This is a genomic window from Streptococcus sanguinis (assembly GCF_019929145.1).
Lineage (GTDB): Bacteria > Bacillota > Bacilli > Lactobacillales > Streptococcaceae > Streptococcus > Streptococcus sanguinis_U.
Map to the genome: position 1 here is coordinate 23,058 of NZ_JAHZOW010000007.1, position 15,792 is coordinate 38,849.

Sequence of the window (15,792 nt, forward strand, 5' to 3'; positions counted from 1 at the left end):
AAATTATAGAAAAGGAAACATTTTCTCATGACAAAAGGAATCTTAGGGAAAAAAGTGGGAATGACTCAAATCTTCACTGAAGCTGGCGAATTAATCCCTGTAACTGTTGTTGAAGCAGCTCCAAACGTTGTTCTTCAAGTTAAAACAGTTGAAACAGATGGTTACAACGCAGTTCAAGTTGGTTTTGATGACCTTCGTGACGTATTGAGCAACAAACCTGCCAAAGGCCATGTAGCGAAAGCTAACACAGCTCCTAAGCGCTTCATTCGTGAATTCAAAAACATTGAAGGCTTGGAAGTAGGAGCAGAAATCACTGTCGATAGATTCGAAGCTGGTGATGTTGTTGATGTAACAGGAACTTCAAAAGGTAAAGGTTTCCAAGGTGTTATTAAACGCCACGGTCAATCTCGTGGTCCAATGGCTCACGGTTCACGTTACCACCGTCGTCCTGGTTCAATGGGACCAGTTGCGCCAAACCGCGTGTTCAAAAACAAACGCTTGGCTGGACGTATGGGTGGCAACCGTGTAACGATTCAAAACCTTGAAATCGTACAGGTTGTTCCAGAGAAGAACGTTATCCTGATTAAAGGTAACGTACCAGGTGCTAAGAAATCTCTTATCACTATCAAGTCAGCAGTTAAAGCTGGTAAATAATAAAGAAAGGGGAAATCAGTCACAATGGCAAACGTAAAATTATTTGACCAAACTGGTAAAGAAGCTGGTGAAGTAGTTCTGAACGATGCGGTCTTTGGTATTGAGCCAAATGAATCAGTTGTCTTTGATGTTATCATCAGCCAACGCGCTAGCCTTCGTCAAGGAACTCACGCTGTTAAAAACCGTTCTGCAGTATCAGGCGGCGGACGCAAACCATGGCGTCAAAAAGGAACTGGACGTGCTCGTCAAGGTTCTATCCGCTCTCCACAATGGCGTGGCGGTGGTATCGTATTCGGTCCAACTCCTCGTTCATATGCTTACAAACTTCCACGTAAAGTTCGTAGATTGGCATTGAAATCAGTTTACTCTGAAAAAGTTGCTGAAAACAAATTCGTAGCTGTAGACAGCCTTTCATTTACAGCTCCAAAAACTGCTGAGTTTGCAAAAGTGCTTGCTGCACTGAGCATCGATACGAAAGTTCTTGTTATCCTTGAAGAAGGAAATGAATTCGCTGCACTTTCAGCTCGCAACCTTCCAAACGTGAAAGTTGCAACTGCAACAACTGCAAGCGTTCTGGACATCGTAAACAGCGATAAACTTCTGGTTACTCAGGCAGCTATCTCTAAAATCGAGGAGGTTCTTGCATAATGAATTTGTACGACGTAATCAAAAAACCTGTTATCACTGAAGGCTCAATGGCTCAGTACGAAGCAGGCAAATACGTATTTGAAGTGGACACTCGCGCTCACAAGCTCTTGATCAAGCAAGCTATTGAAGCTGCTTTTGAAGGAGTTAAGGTTGCTAACGTTAACACTATCAATGTAAAACCAAAAGCAAAACGCGTTGGACGCTACACTGGTTTTACAAACAAAACTAAAAAAGCTATCGTAACACTGACAGCTGATTCTAAAGCAATCGAGTTGTTCGGTGCAGAAGAAGAATAATCTAAGGAGGAAATATCGTGGGAATTCGTGTTTATAAACCAACAACAAACGGTCGCCGTAATATGACTTCTTTGGATTTCGCTGAAATCACTACCAGCACTCCAGAAAAATCTTTGCTTGTTTCTTTGAAGAGCAAGGCTGGTCGTAATAACAACGGTCGCATCACTGTTCGTCACCAAGGTGGCGGCCACAAGCGTCACTACCGTTTGATTGACTTCAAGCGTAACAAAGACGCTGTTGAAGCAGTTGTAAAAACAATTGAGTATGATCCAAATCGTTCAGCAAACATCGCTTTGGTTCACTACACTGACGGTGTGAAGGCTTATATCATCGCTCCTAAAGGTCTTGAAGTTGGTCAACGCATCGTTTCAGGTCCTGAAGCAGATATCAAAGTCGGAAACGCTCTTCCGCTTGCTAACATCCCAGTTGGTACTTTGGTTCACAATATTGAGTTGAAACCAGGCCGCGGTGGAGAATTGGTTCGTGCTGCTGGAGCTTCTGCTCAAGTATTGGGTCAAGAAGGTAAGTACACTCTTGTTCGTCTTCAATCAGGCGAAGTTCGTATGATTCTTGGTACTTGCCGCGCTACAGTTGGTGTTGTCGGAAACGAACAACATGGACTTGTAAATCTTGGTAAAGCAGGACGTAGCCGTTGGAAAGGCATCCGCCCAACAGTTCGCGGTTCTGTAATGAACCCTAACGATCACCCACACGGTGGTGGTGAAGGTAAAGCACCAGTTGGTCGTAAAGCGCCATCTACTCCATGGGGCAAACCTGCTCTTGGACTTAAAACTCGTAACAAAAAAGCGAAATCTGACAAACTTATCGTTCGTCGTCGCAACGAGAAATAATTTAAAACAATCTATCCGCCAGCTCGGTAGCGCTGCTTAGTCAGCGCAGGCCGCTGTGGTACTTATTTAAAGGAGAAAATATAAAATGGGACGCAGTCTTAAAAAAGGACCTTTCGTCGATGAGCATCTGATGAAGAAAGTTGAAGCTCAAGCTAACGACGAAAAGAAAAAAGTCATCAAAACTTGGTCACGTCGTTCAACGATCTTCCCAAGTTTCATTGGTTACACAATCGCAGTTTATGACGGACGTAAACACGTACCTGTTTACATCCAGGAAGACATGGTAGGTCACAAGCTTGGTGAATTTGCGCCAACTCGTACTTACAAGGGTCACGCTGCAGACGACAAGAAAACACGTAGAAAATAAGGAGAACATAAATGGCAGAAATTACTTCAGCTAAAGCAATGGCTCGTACAGTGCGTGTTTCACCTCGTAAATCTCGTCTGGTTCTTGACAATATTCGTGGTAAAAACGTCGCTGACGCAATCGCAATCTTGAAATTCACTCCAAACAAAGCTGCTGGCATTATCGAAAAAGTGTTGAACTCTGCAATCGCTAATGCTGAAAACAACTTTGGTTTGGAAAAAGCAAACTTGGTAGTATCTGAAGCTTTCGCAAACGAAGGACCAACTATGAAACGTTTCCGTCCGCGCGCTAAAGGTTCAGCTTCACCAATCAACAAACGCACAAGCCACATTACTGTGGTTGTTGCAGAAAAATAAGGAGGTAACATCGTGGGTCAAAAAGTACATCCAATTGGTATGCGTGTCGGCATCATCCGTGATTGGGATGCCAAATGGTATGCTGAAAAAGAATACGCGGATTACCTTCATGAAGATCTTGCAATCCGTAAATTCGTTCAAAAAGAATTGGCTGACGCAGCGATTTCAACTATTGAAATTGAACGCGCAGTAAACAAAGTAAACGTTTCTCTTCACACTGCTAAGCCAGGTATGGTTATCGGTAAAGGCGGAGCAAACGTTGATGCACTTCGTGCAAAACTCAACAAATTGACTGGAAAACAAGTCCACATCAACATCATCGAAATCAAGCGTCCTGACTTGGATGCGCATCTGGTTGGTGAAGGAATTGCTCGCCAGCTTGAGCAGCGTGTTGCTTTCCGTCGTGCTCAAAAACAAGCTATCCAACGTACAATGCGTGCAGGAGCTAAAGGAATCAAAACTCAAGTATCAGGTCGTTTGAATGGTGCAGATATTGCCCGCAGCGAAGGTTACTCTGAGGGAACTGTTCCGCTTCACACTCTTCGTGCGGATATCGATTACGCTTGGGAAGAAGCTGACACTACTTACGGTAAACTGGGTGTTAAAGTCTGGATCTACCGTGGAGAAGTCCTTCCAGCTCGTAAAAACACTAAAGGAGGTAAATAACCAATGTTAGTACCTAAACGTGTTAAACACCGTCGCGAATTCCGTGGAAAAATGCGCGGTGAAGCTAAAGGCGGAAAAGAAGTAGCATTTGGAGAATACGGTCTTCAAGCAACTACTAGCCACTGGATCACTAACCGCCAAATCGAAGCTGCCCGTATCGCTATGACTCGTTACATGAAGCGTGGTGGTAAAGTTTGGATTAAAATCTTCCCACACAAATCATACACTGCAAAAGCTATCGGTGTACGGATGGGATCTGGTAAAGGTGCTCCAGAAGGTTGGGTTGCACCAGTTAAGCGTGGCAAAGTAATGTTTGAAGTTGCTGGCGTTTCAGAAGAAATCGCTCGCGAAGCGCTTCGCCTTGCAAGCCACAAACTTCCAGTTAAATGTAAATTCGTAAAACGTGAAGCAGAATAAGGAGAAGGCATGAAACTTAATGAAGTAAAAGAATTTGTTAAAGAACTTCGTGGTCTTTCTCAAGAAGAACTCGCGAAGCGTGAAAATGAATTGAAGAAAGAATTGTTTGATCTTCGTTTCCAAGCAGCTGCTGGCCAATTGGAGCAGACAGCTCGCCTGAAAGAAGTGAAAAAACAAATCGCTCGTATCAAAACTGTTCAATCAGAAGTTAAATAATAGACTAGGGAAGGAGAATTTCAATGGAACGCAATAATCGTAAAGTTCTTGTCGGACGCGTTGTTTCTGACAAAATGGACAAAACAATCACAGTTGTAGTTGAAACTAAACGTAACCACCCAGTCTATGGTAAACGTATTAACTACTCTAAGAAGTACAAAGCGCATGATGAAAACAATGTTGCCAAAGAAGGCGATATCGTTCGTATCATGGAAACTCGTCCGCTTTCAGCTACAAAACGCTTCCGTCTTGTAGAAGTCGTTGAAGAAGCGGTTATCATCTAATCAAACCAGAAAGGAGAAAACTTAAATGATTCAAACAGAAACTCGTTTGAAAGTTGCCGACAACAGCGGCGCTCGCGAAATCTTGACAATCAAAGTTCTTGGTGGCTCAGGACGTAAGTTCGCTAACATCGGTGATGTAATCGTTGCGTCTGTAAAACAAGCTACTCCTGGTGGTGCGGTTAAGAAAGGTGACGTTGTAAAAGCTGTTATCGTTCGTACTAAATCAGGTGCTCGTCGTAAAGATGGTTCATACATCAAATTTGACGAAAACGCTGCAGTCATCATCCGTGAAGACAAAACTCCTCGCGGAACTCGTATCTTCGGCCCAGTTGCTCGTGAATTGCGTGACGGCGGCTTCATGAAGATCGTATCATTGGCTCCAGAAGTACTTTAATCAAAATTAACAAACACAGTCCCCTGGCAAAAGTCAGGGTGCCCCTATGGGCGTAAGAATTAAGAGGAGAAATAAATGTTTGTAAAAAAAGGCGACAAAGTTCGCGTAATTGCTGGTAAAGACAAGGGTGTTGAAGCACTTGTTGTTACAGCTCTTCCAAAAGTAAACAAAGTTGTTGTTGAAGGTGTAAACATCGTTAAGAAACACCAAAAGCCAAATAACGAAAACCCTCAAGGTGCTATCGTGGAAAAAGAAGCACCAATCCATGTGTCAAACGTTCAAGTTCTTGACAAAAATGGTGTTGCAGGACGTGTTGGCTACAAGTTTGTAGACGGCAAAAAAGTTCGTTACAATAAAAAATCAGGCGAAGTGCTTGACTAATCACGAAGGAAAGGAGAAGTATAATGGCAAATCGTTTAAAAGAAAAATATCTTAAAGAAGTAGTTCCAGCTTTGACTGAAAAGTTCAACTACTCATCTGTTATGGCTGTGCCAAAAGTGGATAAAATCGTTTTGAACATGGGTGTCGGTGACGCTGTATCAAACGCTAAAAACCTTGAAAAAGCTGCTGAAGAATTGGCTCTTATCTCAGGTCAAAAACCACTTATCACTAAAGCTAAAAAATCAATCGCCGGCTTCCGTCTTCGTGAAGGTGTAGCGATCGGTGCTAAAGTAACCCTTCGTGGCGAACGTATGTATGAATTCTTGGATAAATTGGTTTCAGTTTCTCTTCCACGTGTTCGTGACTTCCACGGTGTTCCAACAAAATCTTTTGATGGACGCGGAAACTACACACTTGGTGTGAAAGAACAATTGATCTTCCCAGAAATCAACTTTGATGACGTTGATAAGACTCGCGGTCTTGACATCGTTATCGTAACAACTGCTAACACTGACGAAGAGTCACGCGAATTGCTTACAGGCCTTGGAATGCCTTTTGCAAAATAATATAGGAGGTAAAACAAATGGCTAAAAAATCAATGATTGCTAAGAACAAACGCCCAGCTAAGTTCTCTACGCAAGCTTATACTCGTTGTGAAAAATGTGGCCGTCCACATTCCGTTTACCGCAAGTTTAAACTTTGCCGTGTTTGCTTCCGTGAATTAGCATACAAAGGACAAATCCCTGGCGTTACCAAAGCATCTTGGTAATATCATGATACAAAGAGCGTAACAACCACAGCAAAAATAGGAAATTTGGTGAAGGAGCGATGCTCCAAAACAAATTTATCTTTTTTGCTCAGGTTGTAGCTCGTGTTCAAATAAGAGTTATCTTATTCGAATGTGTCAATACAATCTGAGCATAGCTCAATCATTAACTAGCAAGTGCAGCTTGCAAACTACTAGTAAGAGGAGAAATATAAAATGGTTATGACTGACCCAATTGCAGACTTCCTGACACGTATCCGTAATGCTAACCAAGCAAACCACGAAGTGCTTGAAGTGCCTGCATCAAACATCAAAAAAGGGATTGCTGAAATCCTGAAGCGTGAAGGTTTTGTAAAAAACGTTGAAATCATCGAAGATGACAAACAAGACATCATCCGTGTATTCCTTAAATACGGACAAAATGGCGAAAAAGTTATCACTGGTTTGAAACGCGTTTCAAAACCAGGTCTGCGTGTTTACAAAAAACGCGAAGATCTTCCAAAAGTTCTGAACGGACTTGGAATTGCTATCCTTTCAACATCTGAAGGCTTGCTGACTGATAAAGAAGCACGCCAAAAGAATGTTGGTGGTGAGGTTATCGCTTACGTTTGGTAATATTTGGCTCCCAATTTCTTTGTGACTCTTCGTTATCGTCTCTTGCCTAACCCAAAGTTATGCCTGCGAGACGATGCCTAGATTCACTTTGAAATTGAAACCTAAATGTTCCTTTAAATCGAGAAATCGATTTAAGCCCCGTGAAAACTGGTCGCTTGCGGCCTGACAATCTAACAGGAGAATATATACATGTCACGTATTGGTAATAAAGTTATCGTGTTGCCTGCTGGTGTTGAGATCAGCAACAAAGACAACGTTGTAACTGTAAAAGGACCTAAAGGAGAACTGACTCGTGAGTTCTCAAAAGATATTGAAATCCGTGTGGAAGGAACTGAAGTAACTCTTCACCGTCCAAACGATTCAAAAGAAATGAAAACAATCCACGGAACAACTCGTGCCCTTTTGAACAACATGGTTGTTGGTGTATCAGAAGGATTCAAGAAAGAACTTGAAATGCGTGGGGTTGGTTACCGTGCTCAACTTCAAGGCAAAAAGCTTGTACTTTCAGTTGGTAAATCTCATCCAGACGAAGTAGAAGCACCAGAAGGCATCACTTTTGAACTTCCAAACCCAACAACTATCGTTGTCAGCGGAATTTCAAAAGAAGTAGTTGGACAAACTGCAGCTTACGTACGTAGCCTGCGTGCTCCTGAGCCATACAAAGGTAAAGGTATCCGCTACGTTGGTGAATTCGTTCGCCGTAAAGAAGGTAAAACTGGTAAATAATCTTGTCTGGCTGATTTTTTCAGCCAAACAAGCTGTTTTCCAAGGTTGTGCATAAGCACAAGATTAAAATTAAGAGGTGAAAATTGTGATTACGAAACCAGATAAAAATAAAATCCGCCAGAAACGCCACCGTCGCGTTCGCGGAAAACTCTCTGGAACTGCTGATCGCCCACGTTTGAACGTATTCCGTTCTAATACAGGCATCTACGCTCAAGTGATTGATGACGTAGCGGGTGTAACGCTCGCAAGCGCTTCAACTCTTGACAAAGAAGTTTCAAAAGGAACTAAAACAGAACAAGCCGTTGTTGTTGGTAAGCTCGTTGCTGAACGTGCAGTTGCTAAAGGTATTTCTGAAGTCGTCTTCGACCGCGGTGGATATCTCTATCACGGACGTGTAAAAGCTTTGGCTGATGCAGCTCGTGAAAACGGATTGAAATTCTAAGAGGAGGACACTAGAAAATGGCATTTAAAGACAACGCAGTTGAACTTGAAGAACGTTTAGTTGCCATCAACCGTGTTACAAAAGTTGTTAAAGGTGGACGTCGTCTTCGCTTTGCAGCTCTTGTAGTTGTTGGTGATCGCAATGGTCGTGTTGGCTTCGGTACTGGTAAAGCTCAAGAAGTACCAGAAGCAATCCGCAAAGCAGTTGAAGATGCGAAGAAGAATTTGATTGAAGTACCAATGGTTGGCACAACAATTCCTCACGAAGTTCTTTCAGAATTTGGCGGAGCTAAAGTATTGCTTAAGCCAGCTGTTGAGGGTTCTGGAGTTGCTGCCGGTGGTGCGGTTCGTGCCGTCATCGAATTGGCAGGTGTAGCAGATGTTACATCTAAATCTCTTGGCTCTAACACTCCAATCAACATCGTTCGCGCAACTGTTGAAGGTTTGAAACAATTAAAACGCGCTGAAGAAGTTGCTGCCCTTCGTGGTATTTCAGTTTCTGACTTGGCATAAGAAAGGGGATAACATGGCTCAAATTAAAATTACTTTGACTAAGTCTCCAATCGGACGCATCCCGTCACAACGTAAAACTGTTGTAGCACTTGGACTTGGCAAATTGAACAGCTCAGTTATCAAAGAAGATAATCCAGCAGTACGTGGTATGATTACTGCAGTATCACACTTGGTAACTGTTGAAGACGTTAAATAAGCTTTGCTGGTTTAACAACTTTAAATTAAAATACGTTAGGGGATGGGATTTTCTCAGCCCCTAAAACTAAATATATGTATAGGCGAGTTTATATAGGAGACACCTTTTCTCCTATATGAGCGCTAGCATTTTACAAAAGAGGAGAAATAATATAATGAAACTTCATGAATTACAACCTGCTGCAGGTTCTCGTAAAGTCCGCAACCGTGTTGGTCGTGGTACATCATCTGGTAACGGTAAAACATCTGGCCGTGGTCAAAAAGGTCAAAAAGCTCGTAGCGGTGGCGGCGTTCGCCTTGGTTTTGAAGGTGGACAAACTCCATTGTTCCGTCGTCTTCCAAAACGTGGTTTCTTGAACATCAACCGCAAAGAATATGCGATTGTTAACCTTGACCAACTGAACGCCTTTGAAGATGGCGCTGAAGTAACACCAGTTGTTCTCATCGAAGCAGGTATTGTAAAAGCTGAAAAATCAGGTATCAAGATTCTTGGTAACGGAGAATTGACAAAGAAATTGACTGTTAAGGCAGCTAAATTCTCTAAATCAGCTGAAGAAGCTATCACTGCTAAAGGTGGTTCAGTGGAAGTCATCTAAGCGAGGTGACCTATGTTTTTCAAACTATTAAAAGACGCATTTAAAATCAAACAGGTACGATCTAAGATTCTGTTCACTATTTTTATCATCTTAGTTTTCCGTATCGGTACAACCATAACGGTTCCGGGGATTAATGCCAAAGCCTTAAGCAATTTGAATGATTTGCCATTCTTGAATATGCTAAGCTTGGTCTCTGGTAACGCCATGCGCAACTTCTCTGTCTTTGCACTTGGAGTCAGTCCTTACATTACAGCTTCGATCGTTGTTCAGTTGCTGCAAATGGACTTGCTTCCGAAGTTTGTAGAGTGGGGCAAGCAAGGGGAAGTGGGACGGAGGAAGCTGAATCAAGCGACTCGTTATATCGCCCTAGTTTTGGCCTTTGTGCAGGCAATTGGGATTACCGCTGGTTTTGATACTCTCTCAAGAGCTAATCTGGTTGCCAATCCTAATGTTCAGACCTACGCTTTGATTTGCGTTCTTCTAGCAACTGGTTCAATGATTGTAACTTGGCTGGGTGAGCAGATTACAGACAAGGGTTACGGGAATGGCGTCTCCATGATTATCTTCGCTGGTATCGTTTCAGCTATCCCTGATATGATTAAAGGTATCTATGAAGATTACTTTGTAAATATTCCTAGTGAACGCTTGACCTCATCTTTCATTTTTGTAGGAATTCTGATTGTGGCAGTCCTGCTTATCATTTACTTTACAACCTTTGTACAGCAGGCTGAATATAAAATTCCAGTTCAATATACGAAAGTAGCTAAGGGTGCACCTTCTAGCTCCTATCTGCCACTGAAAGTCAATCCGGCTGGGGTTATTCCAGTAATCTTTGCCAGCTCGATTACAGCTGCACCGGCAGCGATTTTCCAAGTTGTCAGTGCCTTGGGCTATGACGCAGATTGGGTTAAGACAGCTCAGTCACTTTTGGCAACAACGACCATTAGTGGCATGTTCATGTACGCCTTCCTGATTGTCCTCTTTACATTCTTCTATACTTTTGTACAGATTAATCCAGAGAAGACAGCAGAAAATCTGCAAAAGAGCGGAGCCTATATTCCAGGTGTTCGTCCAGGTAAAGGAACAGAAGACTACATGTCTAAACTGCTGCGCCGTTTGGCAACAGTGGGATCTCTCTTCCTAGGTTTCATTTCTATCCTGCCTATCTTGGCTAAAGATGTATTTGGATTGACAGATGCCGTTGCTCTTGGAGGAACCAGTCTCTTGATCATCATCTCAACCGGTATTGAGGGAATGAAACAGCTAGAAGGCTACCTGCTGAAGAGAAAGTATGTCGGCTTTATGGATACATCAGAGTAAGGGAACTTTTGAATTGCTTGTCTAATGAGAAGCTTGTTCAGATAACCTTTCTTGAACCGAAAATAAACAAAATAAAAGGGGACAGAGTAGACTCACCCCCTTCTATTTTGTTTTTAAACGAGTTTATTAATCGGTTTAATAGATTGCTTTAAAAACAAAAAAGGAGACCAATCATGAATCTTTTGATTATGGGCTTACCAGGTGCTGGTAAAGGAACTCAAGCTGCTAAAATCGTTGAGCGCTTCAATGTTGCACATATTTCAACTGGAGATATGTTCCGTGCGGCGATTGCTAACCAAACAGAGATGGGCGTTTTAGCCAAGTCCTATATTGACAAGGGCGAGTTGGTGCCAGATGAAGTCACAAACGGAATCGTTAAAGAACGCCTTTCACAGGACGACATCAAAGAAACAGGTTTCTTGTTGGATGGTTACCCACGTACGATTGAACAAGCACATGCCTTGGACCAAACTCTGACAGAGCTTGATTTGGCTTTGGATGGCGTTATCAATATCGAAGTAGATCCTAATTGTTTACTGGAGCGTTTGAGCGGTCGGATTATCCATCGTGAAACAGGCGAAACCTTCCATAAGGTCTTCAATCCGCCAGCAGACTACAAGGAAGAGGATTATTACCAGCGCGAAGATGACAAGCCTGAGACAGTTAAACGTCGTTTGGATGTCAATATCGCTCAGGGTCAGCCGATTATTGATCACTATCGCAGCAAAGGTCTGGTCCATGATATTCAAGGAAATCAAGATATTAATGATGTCTTCTCAGCTATCGAAAAAGTCTTGACAAATTTGAAATAAAAGCGTTTTTCCTGCTTGCAATATTTGACAAGTAGTGATACAATGAATTAGTCTGACTTATAATTGTTACCTCTGTGCTCAGAGGGATCAAATCGAAATTTATGGAGGTACTTTTGCGTGGCAAAAGACGATGTGATTGAGGTTGAAGGCAAGGTAGTTGATACAATGCCTAATGCAATGTTTACGGTTGAACTTGAAAATGGACATCAGATTTTAGCAACAGTTTCTGGTAAAATTCGTAAAAACTATATTCGTATTTTAGCGGGAGACCGTGTGACTGTAGAAATGAGTCCTTATGATTTGACACGTGGACGGATCACATACCGCTTTAAATAATCGAAAAACTTGGAGGGAAAAAATGAAAGTAAGACCATCGGTCAAACCAATTTGCGAATACTGTAAAGTTATTCGTCGTAATGGTCGTGTTATGGTAATTTGCCCAGCAAATCCAAAACACAAACAACGTCAAGGATAAGATAGAAAGGAGAAAAAATGGCTCGTATTGCTGGAGTTGACATTCCAAATGACAAACGTGTAGTCGTTTCACTGACTTATGTGTACGGTATCGGACTTCCAACTTCTAAGAAAATCTTGGCAGCTGCTGGAGTTTCAGAAGACATCCGTGTAAAAGATCTTACAATCGAACAAGAAGACGCTATCCGTCGTGAAGTAGATGCGATTAAAGTTGAAGGTGACCTTCGTCGTGAAGTAAACTTGAACATCAAGCGTTTGATGGAAATCGGTTCATACCGTGGAATCCGTCACCGTCGTGGACTTCCTGTCCGTGGACAAAACACTAAAAATAACGCCCGCACTCGTAAAGGTAAAGCTGTTGCGATTGCAGGTAAGAAAAAATAATATAAGGAGGTAAAAAGTCTTGGCTAAACCAACACGTAAACGTCGTGTGAAGAAAAATATCGAATCCGGTATTGCTCATATTCACGCTACATTTAATAACACTATTGTTATGATTACTGATGTGCATGGTAACGCGATTGCTTGGTCATCTGCTGGAGCTCTTGGATTTAAAGGTTCTCGTAAATCTACACCATTTGCTGCCCAAATGGCATCTGAAGCAGCTGCTAAATCTGCACAGGAACACGGTCTGAAATCAGTTGAAGTTACTGTAAAAGGTCCAGGTTCTGGTCGTGAGTCTGCTATTCGTGCTCTTGCTGCCGCTGGTCTTGAAGTAACAGCTATTCGTGATGTGACTCCTGTACCACACAATGGTGCTCGTCCTCCAAAACGTCGCCGTGTATAATCACCAACCGTTACACTGCTTTTCGTTTAAGAGGGAGTATAGCAAATGATTGAGTTTGAAAAACCAAATATAACAAAAATTGATGAAAATAAAGATTATGGCAAGTTTGTAGTAGAGCCGCTTGAGCGTGGCTATGGTACAACACTGGGAAATTCTCTTCGCCGTGTGCTTTTGGCTTCACTTCCAGGTGCTGCTGTTACTTCAATTAATATTGAAGGTGTTTTGCACGAGTTTGATACAATTTCCGGTGTCCGCGAAGACGTGATGCAAATTATTCTGAACGTCAAAGGGATTGCTGTAAAATCTTACGTCCAAGACGAAAAGATTATTGAACTGGATGTTGAAGGACCAGCAGAAGTAACTGCCGGAGACATTTTGACAGACAGTGATATTGAAATTATAAACCCTGATCATTATCTCTTTACAATCGGAGAAGGCGCAAGCTTTAAGGCAACGATGACTGTCAACAGTGGTCGTGGTTATGTGCCTGCTGATGAGAATAAGAAAGATGATGCACCAGTGGGAACACTTGCGGTGGACTCTATCTATACGCCAGTGACAAAAGTTAATTACCAAGTTGAGCCAGCTCGTGTTGGTAGCAACGATGGTTTTGACAAACTAACCCTTGAAATTTTAACGAATGGAACAATTATTCCAGAAGATGCTTTGGGACTTTCAGCCCGCATCCTTACGGAACATTTGAATCTCTTCACTAATCTGACAGAAGTAGCTATCGCTGCAGACGTTATGAAGGAAGCAGAAAAGACTTCTGATGACCGCATTTTGGAACGGACCATCGAAGAATTAGATTTGTCAGTTCGCTCATACAACTGTTTGAAACGTGCAGGTATCAATACTGTATTTGATTTGACAGAGAAATCTGAGCCTGAAATGATGAAAGTTCGTAACTTGGGACGCAAGAGTCTGGAAGAAGTAAAAGTTAAACTTGCTGATCTCGGTCTGGGGTTAAAAAACGATAAATAAAGGAGGAATACATGGCTTACCGTAAACTAGGACGCACTAGCTCACAACGTAAAGCAATGCTTCGCGATTTGACTACTGATTTGCTGATCAACGAATCAATTGTGACAACTGAAGCTCGTGCTAAAGAAATCCGTAAAACAGTAGAAAAAATGATTACATTGGGCAAACGTGGAGACTTGCACGCTCGCCGTCAAGCAGCAGCTTTTGTTCGCAATGAAATCGCATCAGAAAACTATGATGAAACAACAGAAAAGTATACTACAACTACTGCTCTTCAAAAATTGTTCTCTGAGATTGCACCACGCTATGCAGAGCGCAATGGTGGATATACTCGTATCCTGAAAACTGAACCGCGCCGCGGAGATGCTGCGCCAATGGCAATCATCGAATTAGTATAAGATCATCAATCTTTGTTGAGTGTTATGATGATGGAATAGAATTTCTATTCTTAGTCTAGCTCTGGTCTACCGCTAGGATTCTTTCCTAGCGGGAACACTCATCATATAGTTGATAATAGGTAGACGCTTGTTTACGAAATTGCTTTTAAGACAAAAACAATTTCGTAAGCAGGCGTTTTTGTATGAGGCTAGGAAAATACCTGAAATTTTGTTATAATACTCTAACACTATCAAAAATTTATAGGAAATGAAAATGACTGATTCAATCCAAATTTTAAAAGAACGCTATTTAAAGAATATCAAAGAAAATCCAACTGTCTACATTGGCATTGAGTTAGAATTTCCTATTGTCAATAGCCAGGGCGGAGCAACGGATCCAAATGTTGCCAAGAATCTCTTGAAGCGTCTGTTGGAAGAGTATGATTTTGAGGCAGAACGATTTGATAGAGACGGGAACCCCATCCAACTGAAATCTACTAAAAATGAAGACAGAATTCTTTTTGAGGTCTCTTACAATACTTTGGAATTTGCTTTTGCCAAGGCTAGCAGAATTCAAGAAGTTGAAGAGCGTTTTAAGAACTATCTGAGCATTATTCAGGCAATTCTACGCAAAGAGAACCATGAAATTCAAGGTAAAGGAATTCATCCTTTCTGGGCAGAAAATGATAATAGTCCAGTTAAGTATCCAAGATATGAAATGCTGATGCAGTATTTAGCTATGGGAAAGAACATGGATGGTCTGCACAATTATCCAGAATATGGTGCTTTTATTTGTGGGAGTCAGGTGCAGTTAGATGTTTCAAGAGAAAATTATTTAACTGTTATCAATGTCTTCAATCAAATTGAAGCTGCCAAGGCATACCTCTTTGCCAATTCAGAGTTTTCTGATTCTTCTTGGGATACAAAAATAGCTCGGGATATTTTCTGGGAGCAATCAATGCATGGCATTTTACAGGAAAATGCGGGTGTGAATTCGAAAGATTTTCAAACTGAAGATGATTTTTTTGCGTATCTTAGTAAATCAGCGCTTTTCACTGCTGAACGGGAAGGTAAATCCTACTATTTCTATCCGATAGCTGCTAATGAATACATGAGTCAGAAAACTATTGAGGCTTATAGCCTTTCAGGTGAAAAAGTAAACTTGACTCCAAGGGAAGCGGACTTCAAGAATCACAGAAGTTACCAGTATCAAGATTTGACGACACGGGGGACAGTAGAGTTTCGGAGCGTCTGCACCCAGCCTTTTGATAAAACTTTTGCTTCTGCCGCTTTTCATCTTGGTATTTTAGAAAACTTGGAAAATGTGAAAGCCTATTTACAAAACGCTCCCTTCTTTCAGGAGGAAGGTCGGGATTACAGAGCTTTAAGAAGAAAGTTTTCCAAAAAAGAGTTGTCTTCAAGTGAAAGAGAGCATATTTATGAATTCACAAAAACTTTGCTTCAGCTGGCGAGAGCTGGTTTAATAGCACGTCAACTAGGTGAGGAAGCTTATCTTCCCTCTCTTTAATAGAGGCTAGCCTCTGATGAATAAAAAATTCTAGAAAACTTTTAATTTTTTTCAAAAAAGGTATTGACAGTTGGGTGGTATAGGTGATATACTAATATAGTTGTCGCGAAAGACAAAGCCCTTTGAAA

General features: G+C 41.7%; 29 protein-coding genes. All 29 read left to right on the forward strand.

The features are described 5' to 3' along the window. The first annotated feature begins 27 nt into the window (after positions 1 to 27). The 29 genes from rplC (at position 28) to K1I94_RS11020 (ending at position 15,664) form a co-directional block, all read left to right on the forward strand. Positions 28 to 654, forward strand: a complete 627-nt coding sequence (gene rplC, locus K1I94_RS10880; RefSeq protein ID WP_223315320.1) for a 50S ribosomal protein L3 — start codon at positions 28 to 30, stop codon at positions 652 to 654. Between the two features lie 24 nt (positions 655 to 678). After that, entirely contained in the window at positions 679 to 1,302 is a 624-nt protein-coding gene (gene rplD, locus K1I94_RS10885; RefSeq protein WP_002894480.1) for a 50S ribosomal protein L4, read from the forward strand. Beyond that, a complete protein-coding gene (locus K1I94_RS10890; RefSeq protein ID WP_002922993.1) occupies positions 1,302 to 1,598 on the forward strand; it encodes a 50S ribosomal protein L23 in 297 nt (98 codons plus the stop codon). The genes rplD and K1I94_RS10890 overlap by 1 nt, the downstream gene beginning before the upstream one ends. 17 nt (positions 1,599 to 1,615) lie before the next feature. Continuing rightward, entirely contained in the window at positions 1,616 to 2,449 is an 834-nt protein-coding gene (gene rplB, locus K1I94_RS10895; protein ID WP_002894482.1) for a 50S ribosomal protein L2, read from the forward strand. 85 nt (positions 2,450 to 2,534) lie between these two features. Then, positions 2,535 to 2,816 (forward strand): 30S ribosomal protein S19, encoded by a 282-nt coding sequence (gene rpsS / locus K1I94_RS10900; protein ID WP_000533766.1) that lies wholly within the window; start codon positions 2,535 to 2,537, stop codon positions 2,814 to 2,816. An 11-nt stretch (positions 2,817 to 2,827) separates the two neighbouring features. Further along, a complete protein-coding gene (rplV, locus tag K1I94_RS10905) occupies positions 2,828 to 3,172 on the forward strand; it encodes a 50S ribosomal protein L22 (RefSeq protein WP_002894484.1) in 345 nt (114 codons plus the stop codon). 12 nt (positions 3,173 to 3,184) lie between these two features. Beyond that, the gene (gene rpsC / locus K1I94_RS10910; RefSeq protein WP_002894486.1) at positions 3,185 to 3,838 is read left to right on the forward strand and encodes a 30S ribosomal protein S3; all 654 of its coding nucleotides are present in this window, start codon (positions 3,185 to 3,187) and stop codon (positions 3,836 to 3,838) included. A 3-nt stretch (positions 3,839 to 3,841) separates the two neighbouring features. Continuing rightward, the gene (rplP, locus tag K1I94_RS10915; protein ID WP_000960948.1) at positions 3,842 to 4,255 is read left to right on the forward strand and encodes a 50S ribosomal protein L16; all 414 of its coding nucleotides are present in this window, start codon (positions 3,842 to 3,844) and stop codon (positions 4,253 to 4,255) included. A 9-nt stretch (positions 4,256 to 4,264) separates the two neighbouring features. Next, positions 4,265 to 4,471 (forward strand): 50S ribosomal protein L29, encoded by a 207-nt coding sequence (gene rpmC, locus K1I94_RS10920; RefSeq protein WP_002894488.1) that lies wholly within the window; start codon positions 4,265 to 4,267, stop codon positions 4,469 to 4,471. A gap of 23 nt (positions 4,472 to 4,494) precedes the next feature. Next, the gene (gene rpsQ, locus K1I94_RS10925; RefSeq protein ID WP_000440801.1) at positions 4,495 to 4,755 is read left to right on the forward strand and encodes a 30S ribosomal protein S17; all 261 of its coding nucleotides are present in this window, start codon (positions 4,495 to 4,497) and stop codon (positions 4,753 to 4,755) included. Between the two features lie 25 nt (positions 4,756 to 4,780). After that, entirely contained in the window at positions 4,781 to 5,149 is a 369-nt protein-coding gene (rplN, locus tag K1I94_RS10930) for a 50S ribosomal protein L14 (RefSeq protein ID WP_002894494.1), read from the forward strand. A 75-nt stretch (positions 5,150 to 5,224) separates the two neighbouring features. Beyond that, positions 5,225 to 5,530 carry a 50S ribosomal protein L24 gene (gene rplX, locus K1I94_RS10935; RefSeq protein WP_002894497.1) on the forward strand — a complete coding sequence of 102 codons (306 nt, stop codon included), beginning with the start codon at positions 5,225 to 5,227 and terminating at the stop codon, positions 5,528 to 5,530. A gap of 23 nt (positions 5,531 to 5,553) precedes the next feature. Further along, a complete protein-coding gene (gene rplE / locus K1I94_RS10940) occupies positions 5,554 to 6,096 on the forward strand; it encodes a 50S ribosomal protein L5 (RefSeq protein ID WP_002894499.1) in 543 nt (180 codons plus the stop codon). 17 nt (positions 6,097 to 6,113) lie between these two features. Continuing rightward, complete coding sequence (locus K1I94_RS10945) at positions 6,114 to 6,299, forward strand: type Z 30S ribosomal protein S14 (protein WP_001085697.1); 186 nt, start codon at positions 6,114 to 6,116, stop codon at positions 6,297 to 6,299. Between the two features lie 213 nt (positions 6,300 to 6,512). Continuing rightward, positions 6,513 to 6,911 (forward strand): 30S ribosomal protein S8, encoded by a 399-nt coding sequence (rpsH, locus tag K1I94_RS10950; RefSeq protein ID WP_223315321.1) that lies wholly within the window; start codon positions 6,513 to 6,515, stop codon positions 6,909 to 6,911. A gap of 189 nt (positions 6,912 to 7,100) precedes the next feature. After that, the gene (gene rplF / locus K1I94_RS10955; protein WP_002894503.1) at positions 7,101 to 7,637 is read left to right on the forward strand and encodes a 50S ribosomal protein L6; all 537 of its coding nucleotides are present in this window, start codon (positions 7,101 to 7,103) and stop codon (positions 7,635 to 7,637) included. A gap of 85 nt (positions 7,638 to 7,722) precedes the next feature. Continuing rightward, entirely contained in the window at positions 7,723 to 8,079 is a 357-nt protein-coding gene (gene rplR / locus K1I94_RS10960) for a 50S ribosomal protein L18 (RefSeq protein ID WP_009659213.1), read from the forward strand. 17 nt (positions 8,080 to 8,096) lie between these two features. Further along, entirely contained in the window at positions 8,097 to 8,591 is a 495-nt protein-coding gene (rpsE, locus tag K1I94_RS10965; RefSeq protein ID WP_002894506.1) for a 30S ribosomal protein S5, read from the forward strand. A gap of 13 nt (positions 8,592 to 8,604) precedes the next feature. Then, positions 8,605 to 8,787 (forward strand): 50S ribosomal protein L30, encoded by a 183-nt coding sequence (gene rpmD / locus K1I94_RS10970; protein WP_002899668.1) that lies wholly within the window; start codon positions 8,605 to 8,607, stop codon positions 8,785 to 8,787. Positions 8,788 to 8,941: 154 nt separating this feature from the next. Further along, positions 8,942 to 9,382 carry a 50S ribosomal protein L15 gene (gene rplO / locus K1I94_RS10975; protein WP_002901833.1) on the forward strand — a complete coding sequence of 147 codons (441 nt, stop codon included), beginning with the start codon at positions 8,942 to 8,944 and terminating at the stop codon, positions 9,380 to 9,382. A 12-nt stretch (positions 9,383 to 9,394) separates the two neighbouring features. Beyond that, positions 9,395 to 10,702 (forward strand): preprotein translocase subunit SecY, encoded by a 1,308-nt coding sequence (gene secY / locus K1I94_RS10980; protein ID WP_002898721.1) that lies wholly within the window; start codon positions 9,395 to 9,397, stop codon positions 10,700 to 10,702. 173 nt (positions 10,703 to 10,875) lie between these two features. Beyond that, entirely contained in the window at positions 10,876 to 11,514 is a 639-nt protein-coding gene (locus K1I94_RS10985; protein ID WP_002907492.1) for an adenylate kinase, read from the forward strand. A gap of 117 nt (positions 11,515 to 11,631) precedes the next feature. Further along, entirely contained in the window at positions 11,632 to 11,850 is a 219-nt protein-coding gene (gene infA / locus K1I94_RS10990) for a translation initiation factor IF-1 (RefSeq protein WP_001029883.1), read from the forward strand. Positions 11,851 to 11,872: 22 nt separating this feature from the next. After that, positions 11,873 to 11,989: a 50S ribosomal protein L36 gene (rpmJ, locus tag K1I94_RS10995; protein WP_001808836.1), complete on the forward strand. Its 117-nt coding sequence runs from the start codon at positions 11,873 to 11,875 to the stop codon at positions 11,987 to 11,989. A gap of 17 nt (positions 11,990 to 12,006) precedes the next feature. Continuing rightward, positions 12,007 to 12,372 carry a 30S ribosomal protein S13 gene (gene rpsM, locus K1I94_RS11000; RefSeq protein ID WP_002894516.1) on the forward strand — a complete coding sequence of 122 codons (366 nt, stop codon included), beginning with the start codon at positions 12,007 to 12,009 and terminating at the stop codon, positions 12,370 to 12,372. Between the two features lie 19 nt (positions 12,373 to 12,391). Then, entirely contained in the window at positions 12,392 to 12,775 is a 384-nt protein-coding gene (gene rpsK, locus K1I94_RS11005; protein WP_001118385.1) for a 30S ribosomal protein S11, read from the forward strand. Positions 12,776 to 12,820: 45 nt separating this feature from the next. Then, the gene (locus tag K1I94_RS11010) at positions 12,821 to 13,759 is read left to right on the forward strand and encodes a DNA-directed RNA polymerase subunit alpha (protein ID WP_002894519.1); all 939 of its coding nucleotides are present in this window, start codon (positions 12,821 to 12,823) and stop codon (positions 13,757 to 13,759) included. A gap of 11 nt (positions 13,760 to 13,770) precedes the next feature. After that, a complete protein-coding gene (gene rplQ, locus K1I94_RS11015) occupies positions 13,771 to 14,157 on the forward strand; it encodes a 50S ribosomal protein L17 (RefSeq protein ID WP_223315322.1) in 387 nt (128 codons plus the stop codon). 247 nt (positions 14,158 to 14,404) lie between these two features. Continuing rightward, positions 14,405 to 15,664, forward strand: a complete 1,260-nt coding sequence (locus K1I94_RS11020; RefSeq protein ID WP_223315323.1) for a glutamate-cysteine ligase family protein — start codon at positions 14,405 to 14,407, stop codon at positions 15,662 to 15,664. The last annotated feature ends 128 nt before the right edge of the window (positions 15,665 to 15,792 follow it).

Excerpts from the sequence above, each read along its gene's own strand:
- rplD (WP_002894480.1), top strand. The coding sequence starts at position 679 with ATGGCAAACGTAAAATTATTTGACCAAACTGGTAAAGAAGCTGGTGAA.
- rpmJ (WP_001808836.1), top strand. The coding sequence starts at position 11,873 with ATGAAAGTAAGACCATCGGTCAAACCAATTTGCGAATACTGTAAAGTT.
- K1I94_RS10985 (WP_002907492.1), top strand. The coding sequence starts at position 10,876 with ATGAATCTTTTGATTATGGGCTTACCAGGTGCTGGTAAAGGAACTCAA.
- rplQ (WP_223315322.1), top strand. The coding sequence starts at position 13,771 with ATGGCTTACCGTAAACTAGGACGCACTAGCTCACAACGTAAAGCAATG.
- K1I94_RS11020 (WP_223315323.1), top strand. The coding sequence starts at position 14,405 with ATGAAAATGACTGATTCAATCCAAATTTTAAAAGAACGCTATTTAAAG.
- rplO (WP_002901833.1), top strand. The coding sequence starts at position 8,942 with ATGAAACTTCATGAATTACAACCTGCTGCAGGTTCTCGTAAAGTCCGC.
- K1I94_RS10945 (WP_001085697.1), top strand. The coding sequence starts at position 6,114 with ATGGCTAAAAAATCAATGATTGCTAAGAACAAACGCCCAGCTAAGTTC.
- rpsQ (WP_000440801.1), top strand. The coding sequence starts at position 4,495 with ATGGAACGCAATAATCGTAAAGTTCTTGTCGGACGCGTTGTTTCTGAC.
- rplN (WP_002894494.1), top strand. The coding sequence starts at position 4,781 with ATGATTCAAACAGAAACTCGTTTGAAAGTTGCCGACAACAGCGGCGCT.
- rplF (WP_002894503.1), top strand. The coding sequence starts at position 7,101 with ATGTCACGTATTGGTAATAAAGTTATCGTGTTGCCTGCTGGTGTTGAG.
- rplX (WP_002894497.1), top strand. The coding sequence starts at position 5,225 with ATGTTTGTAAAAAAAGGCGACAAAGTTCGCGTAATTGCTGGTAAAGAC.
- rplE (WP_002894499.1), top strand. The coding sequence starts at position 5,554 with ATGGCAAATCGTTTAAAAGAAAAATATCTTAAAGAAGTAGTTCCAGCT.
- rplP (WP_000960948.1), top strand. The coding sequence starts at position 3,842 with ATGTTAGTACCTAAACGTGTTAAACACCGTCGCGAATTCCGTGGAAAA.
- rpsE (WP_002894506.1), top strand. The coding sequence starts at position 8,097 with ATGGCATTTAAAGACAACGCAGTTGAACTTGAAGAACGTTTAGTTGCC.
- K1I94_RS11010 (WP_002894519.1), top strand. The coding sequence starts at position 12,821 with ATGATTGAGTTTGAAAAACCAAATATAACAAAAATTGATGAAAATAAA.
- K1I94_RS10890 (WP_002922993.1), top strand. The coding sequence starts at position 1,302 with ATGAATTTGTACGACGTAATCAAAAAACCTGTTATCACTGAAGGCTCA.
- rplC (WP_223315320.1), top strand. The coding sequence starts at position 28 with ATGACAAAAGGAATCTTAGGGAAAAAAGTGGGAATGACTCAAATCTTC.
- rpmC (WP_002894488.1), top strand. The coding sequence starts at position 4,265 with ATGAAACTTAATGAAGTAAAAGAATTTGTTAAAGAACTTCGTGGTCTT.
- rpsH (WP_223315321.1), top strand. The coding sequence starts at position 6,513 with ATGGTTATGACTGACCCAATTGCAGACTTCCTGACACGTATCCGTAAT.
- secY (WP_002898721.1), top strand. The coding sequence starts at position 9,395 with ATGTTTTTCAAACTATTAAAAGACGCATTTAAAATCAAACAGGTACGA.
- rpsM (WP_002894516.1), top strand. The coding sequence starts at position 12,007 with ATGGCTCGTATTGCTGGAGTTGACATTCCAAATGACAAACGTGTAGTC.
- rpmD (WP_002899668.1), top strand. The coding sequence starts at position 8,605 with ATGGCTCAAATTAAAATTACTTTGACTAAGTCTCCAATCGGACGCATC.
- rplV (WP_002894484.1), top strand. The coding sequence starts at position 2,828 with ATGGCAGAAATTACTTCAGCTAAAGCAATGGCTCGTACAGTGCGTGTT.
- rpsS (WP_000533766.1), top strand. The coding sequence starts at position 2,535 with ATGGGACGCAGTCTTAAAAAAGGACCTTTCGTCGATGAGCATCTGATG.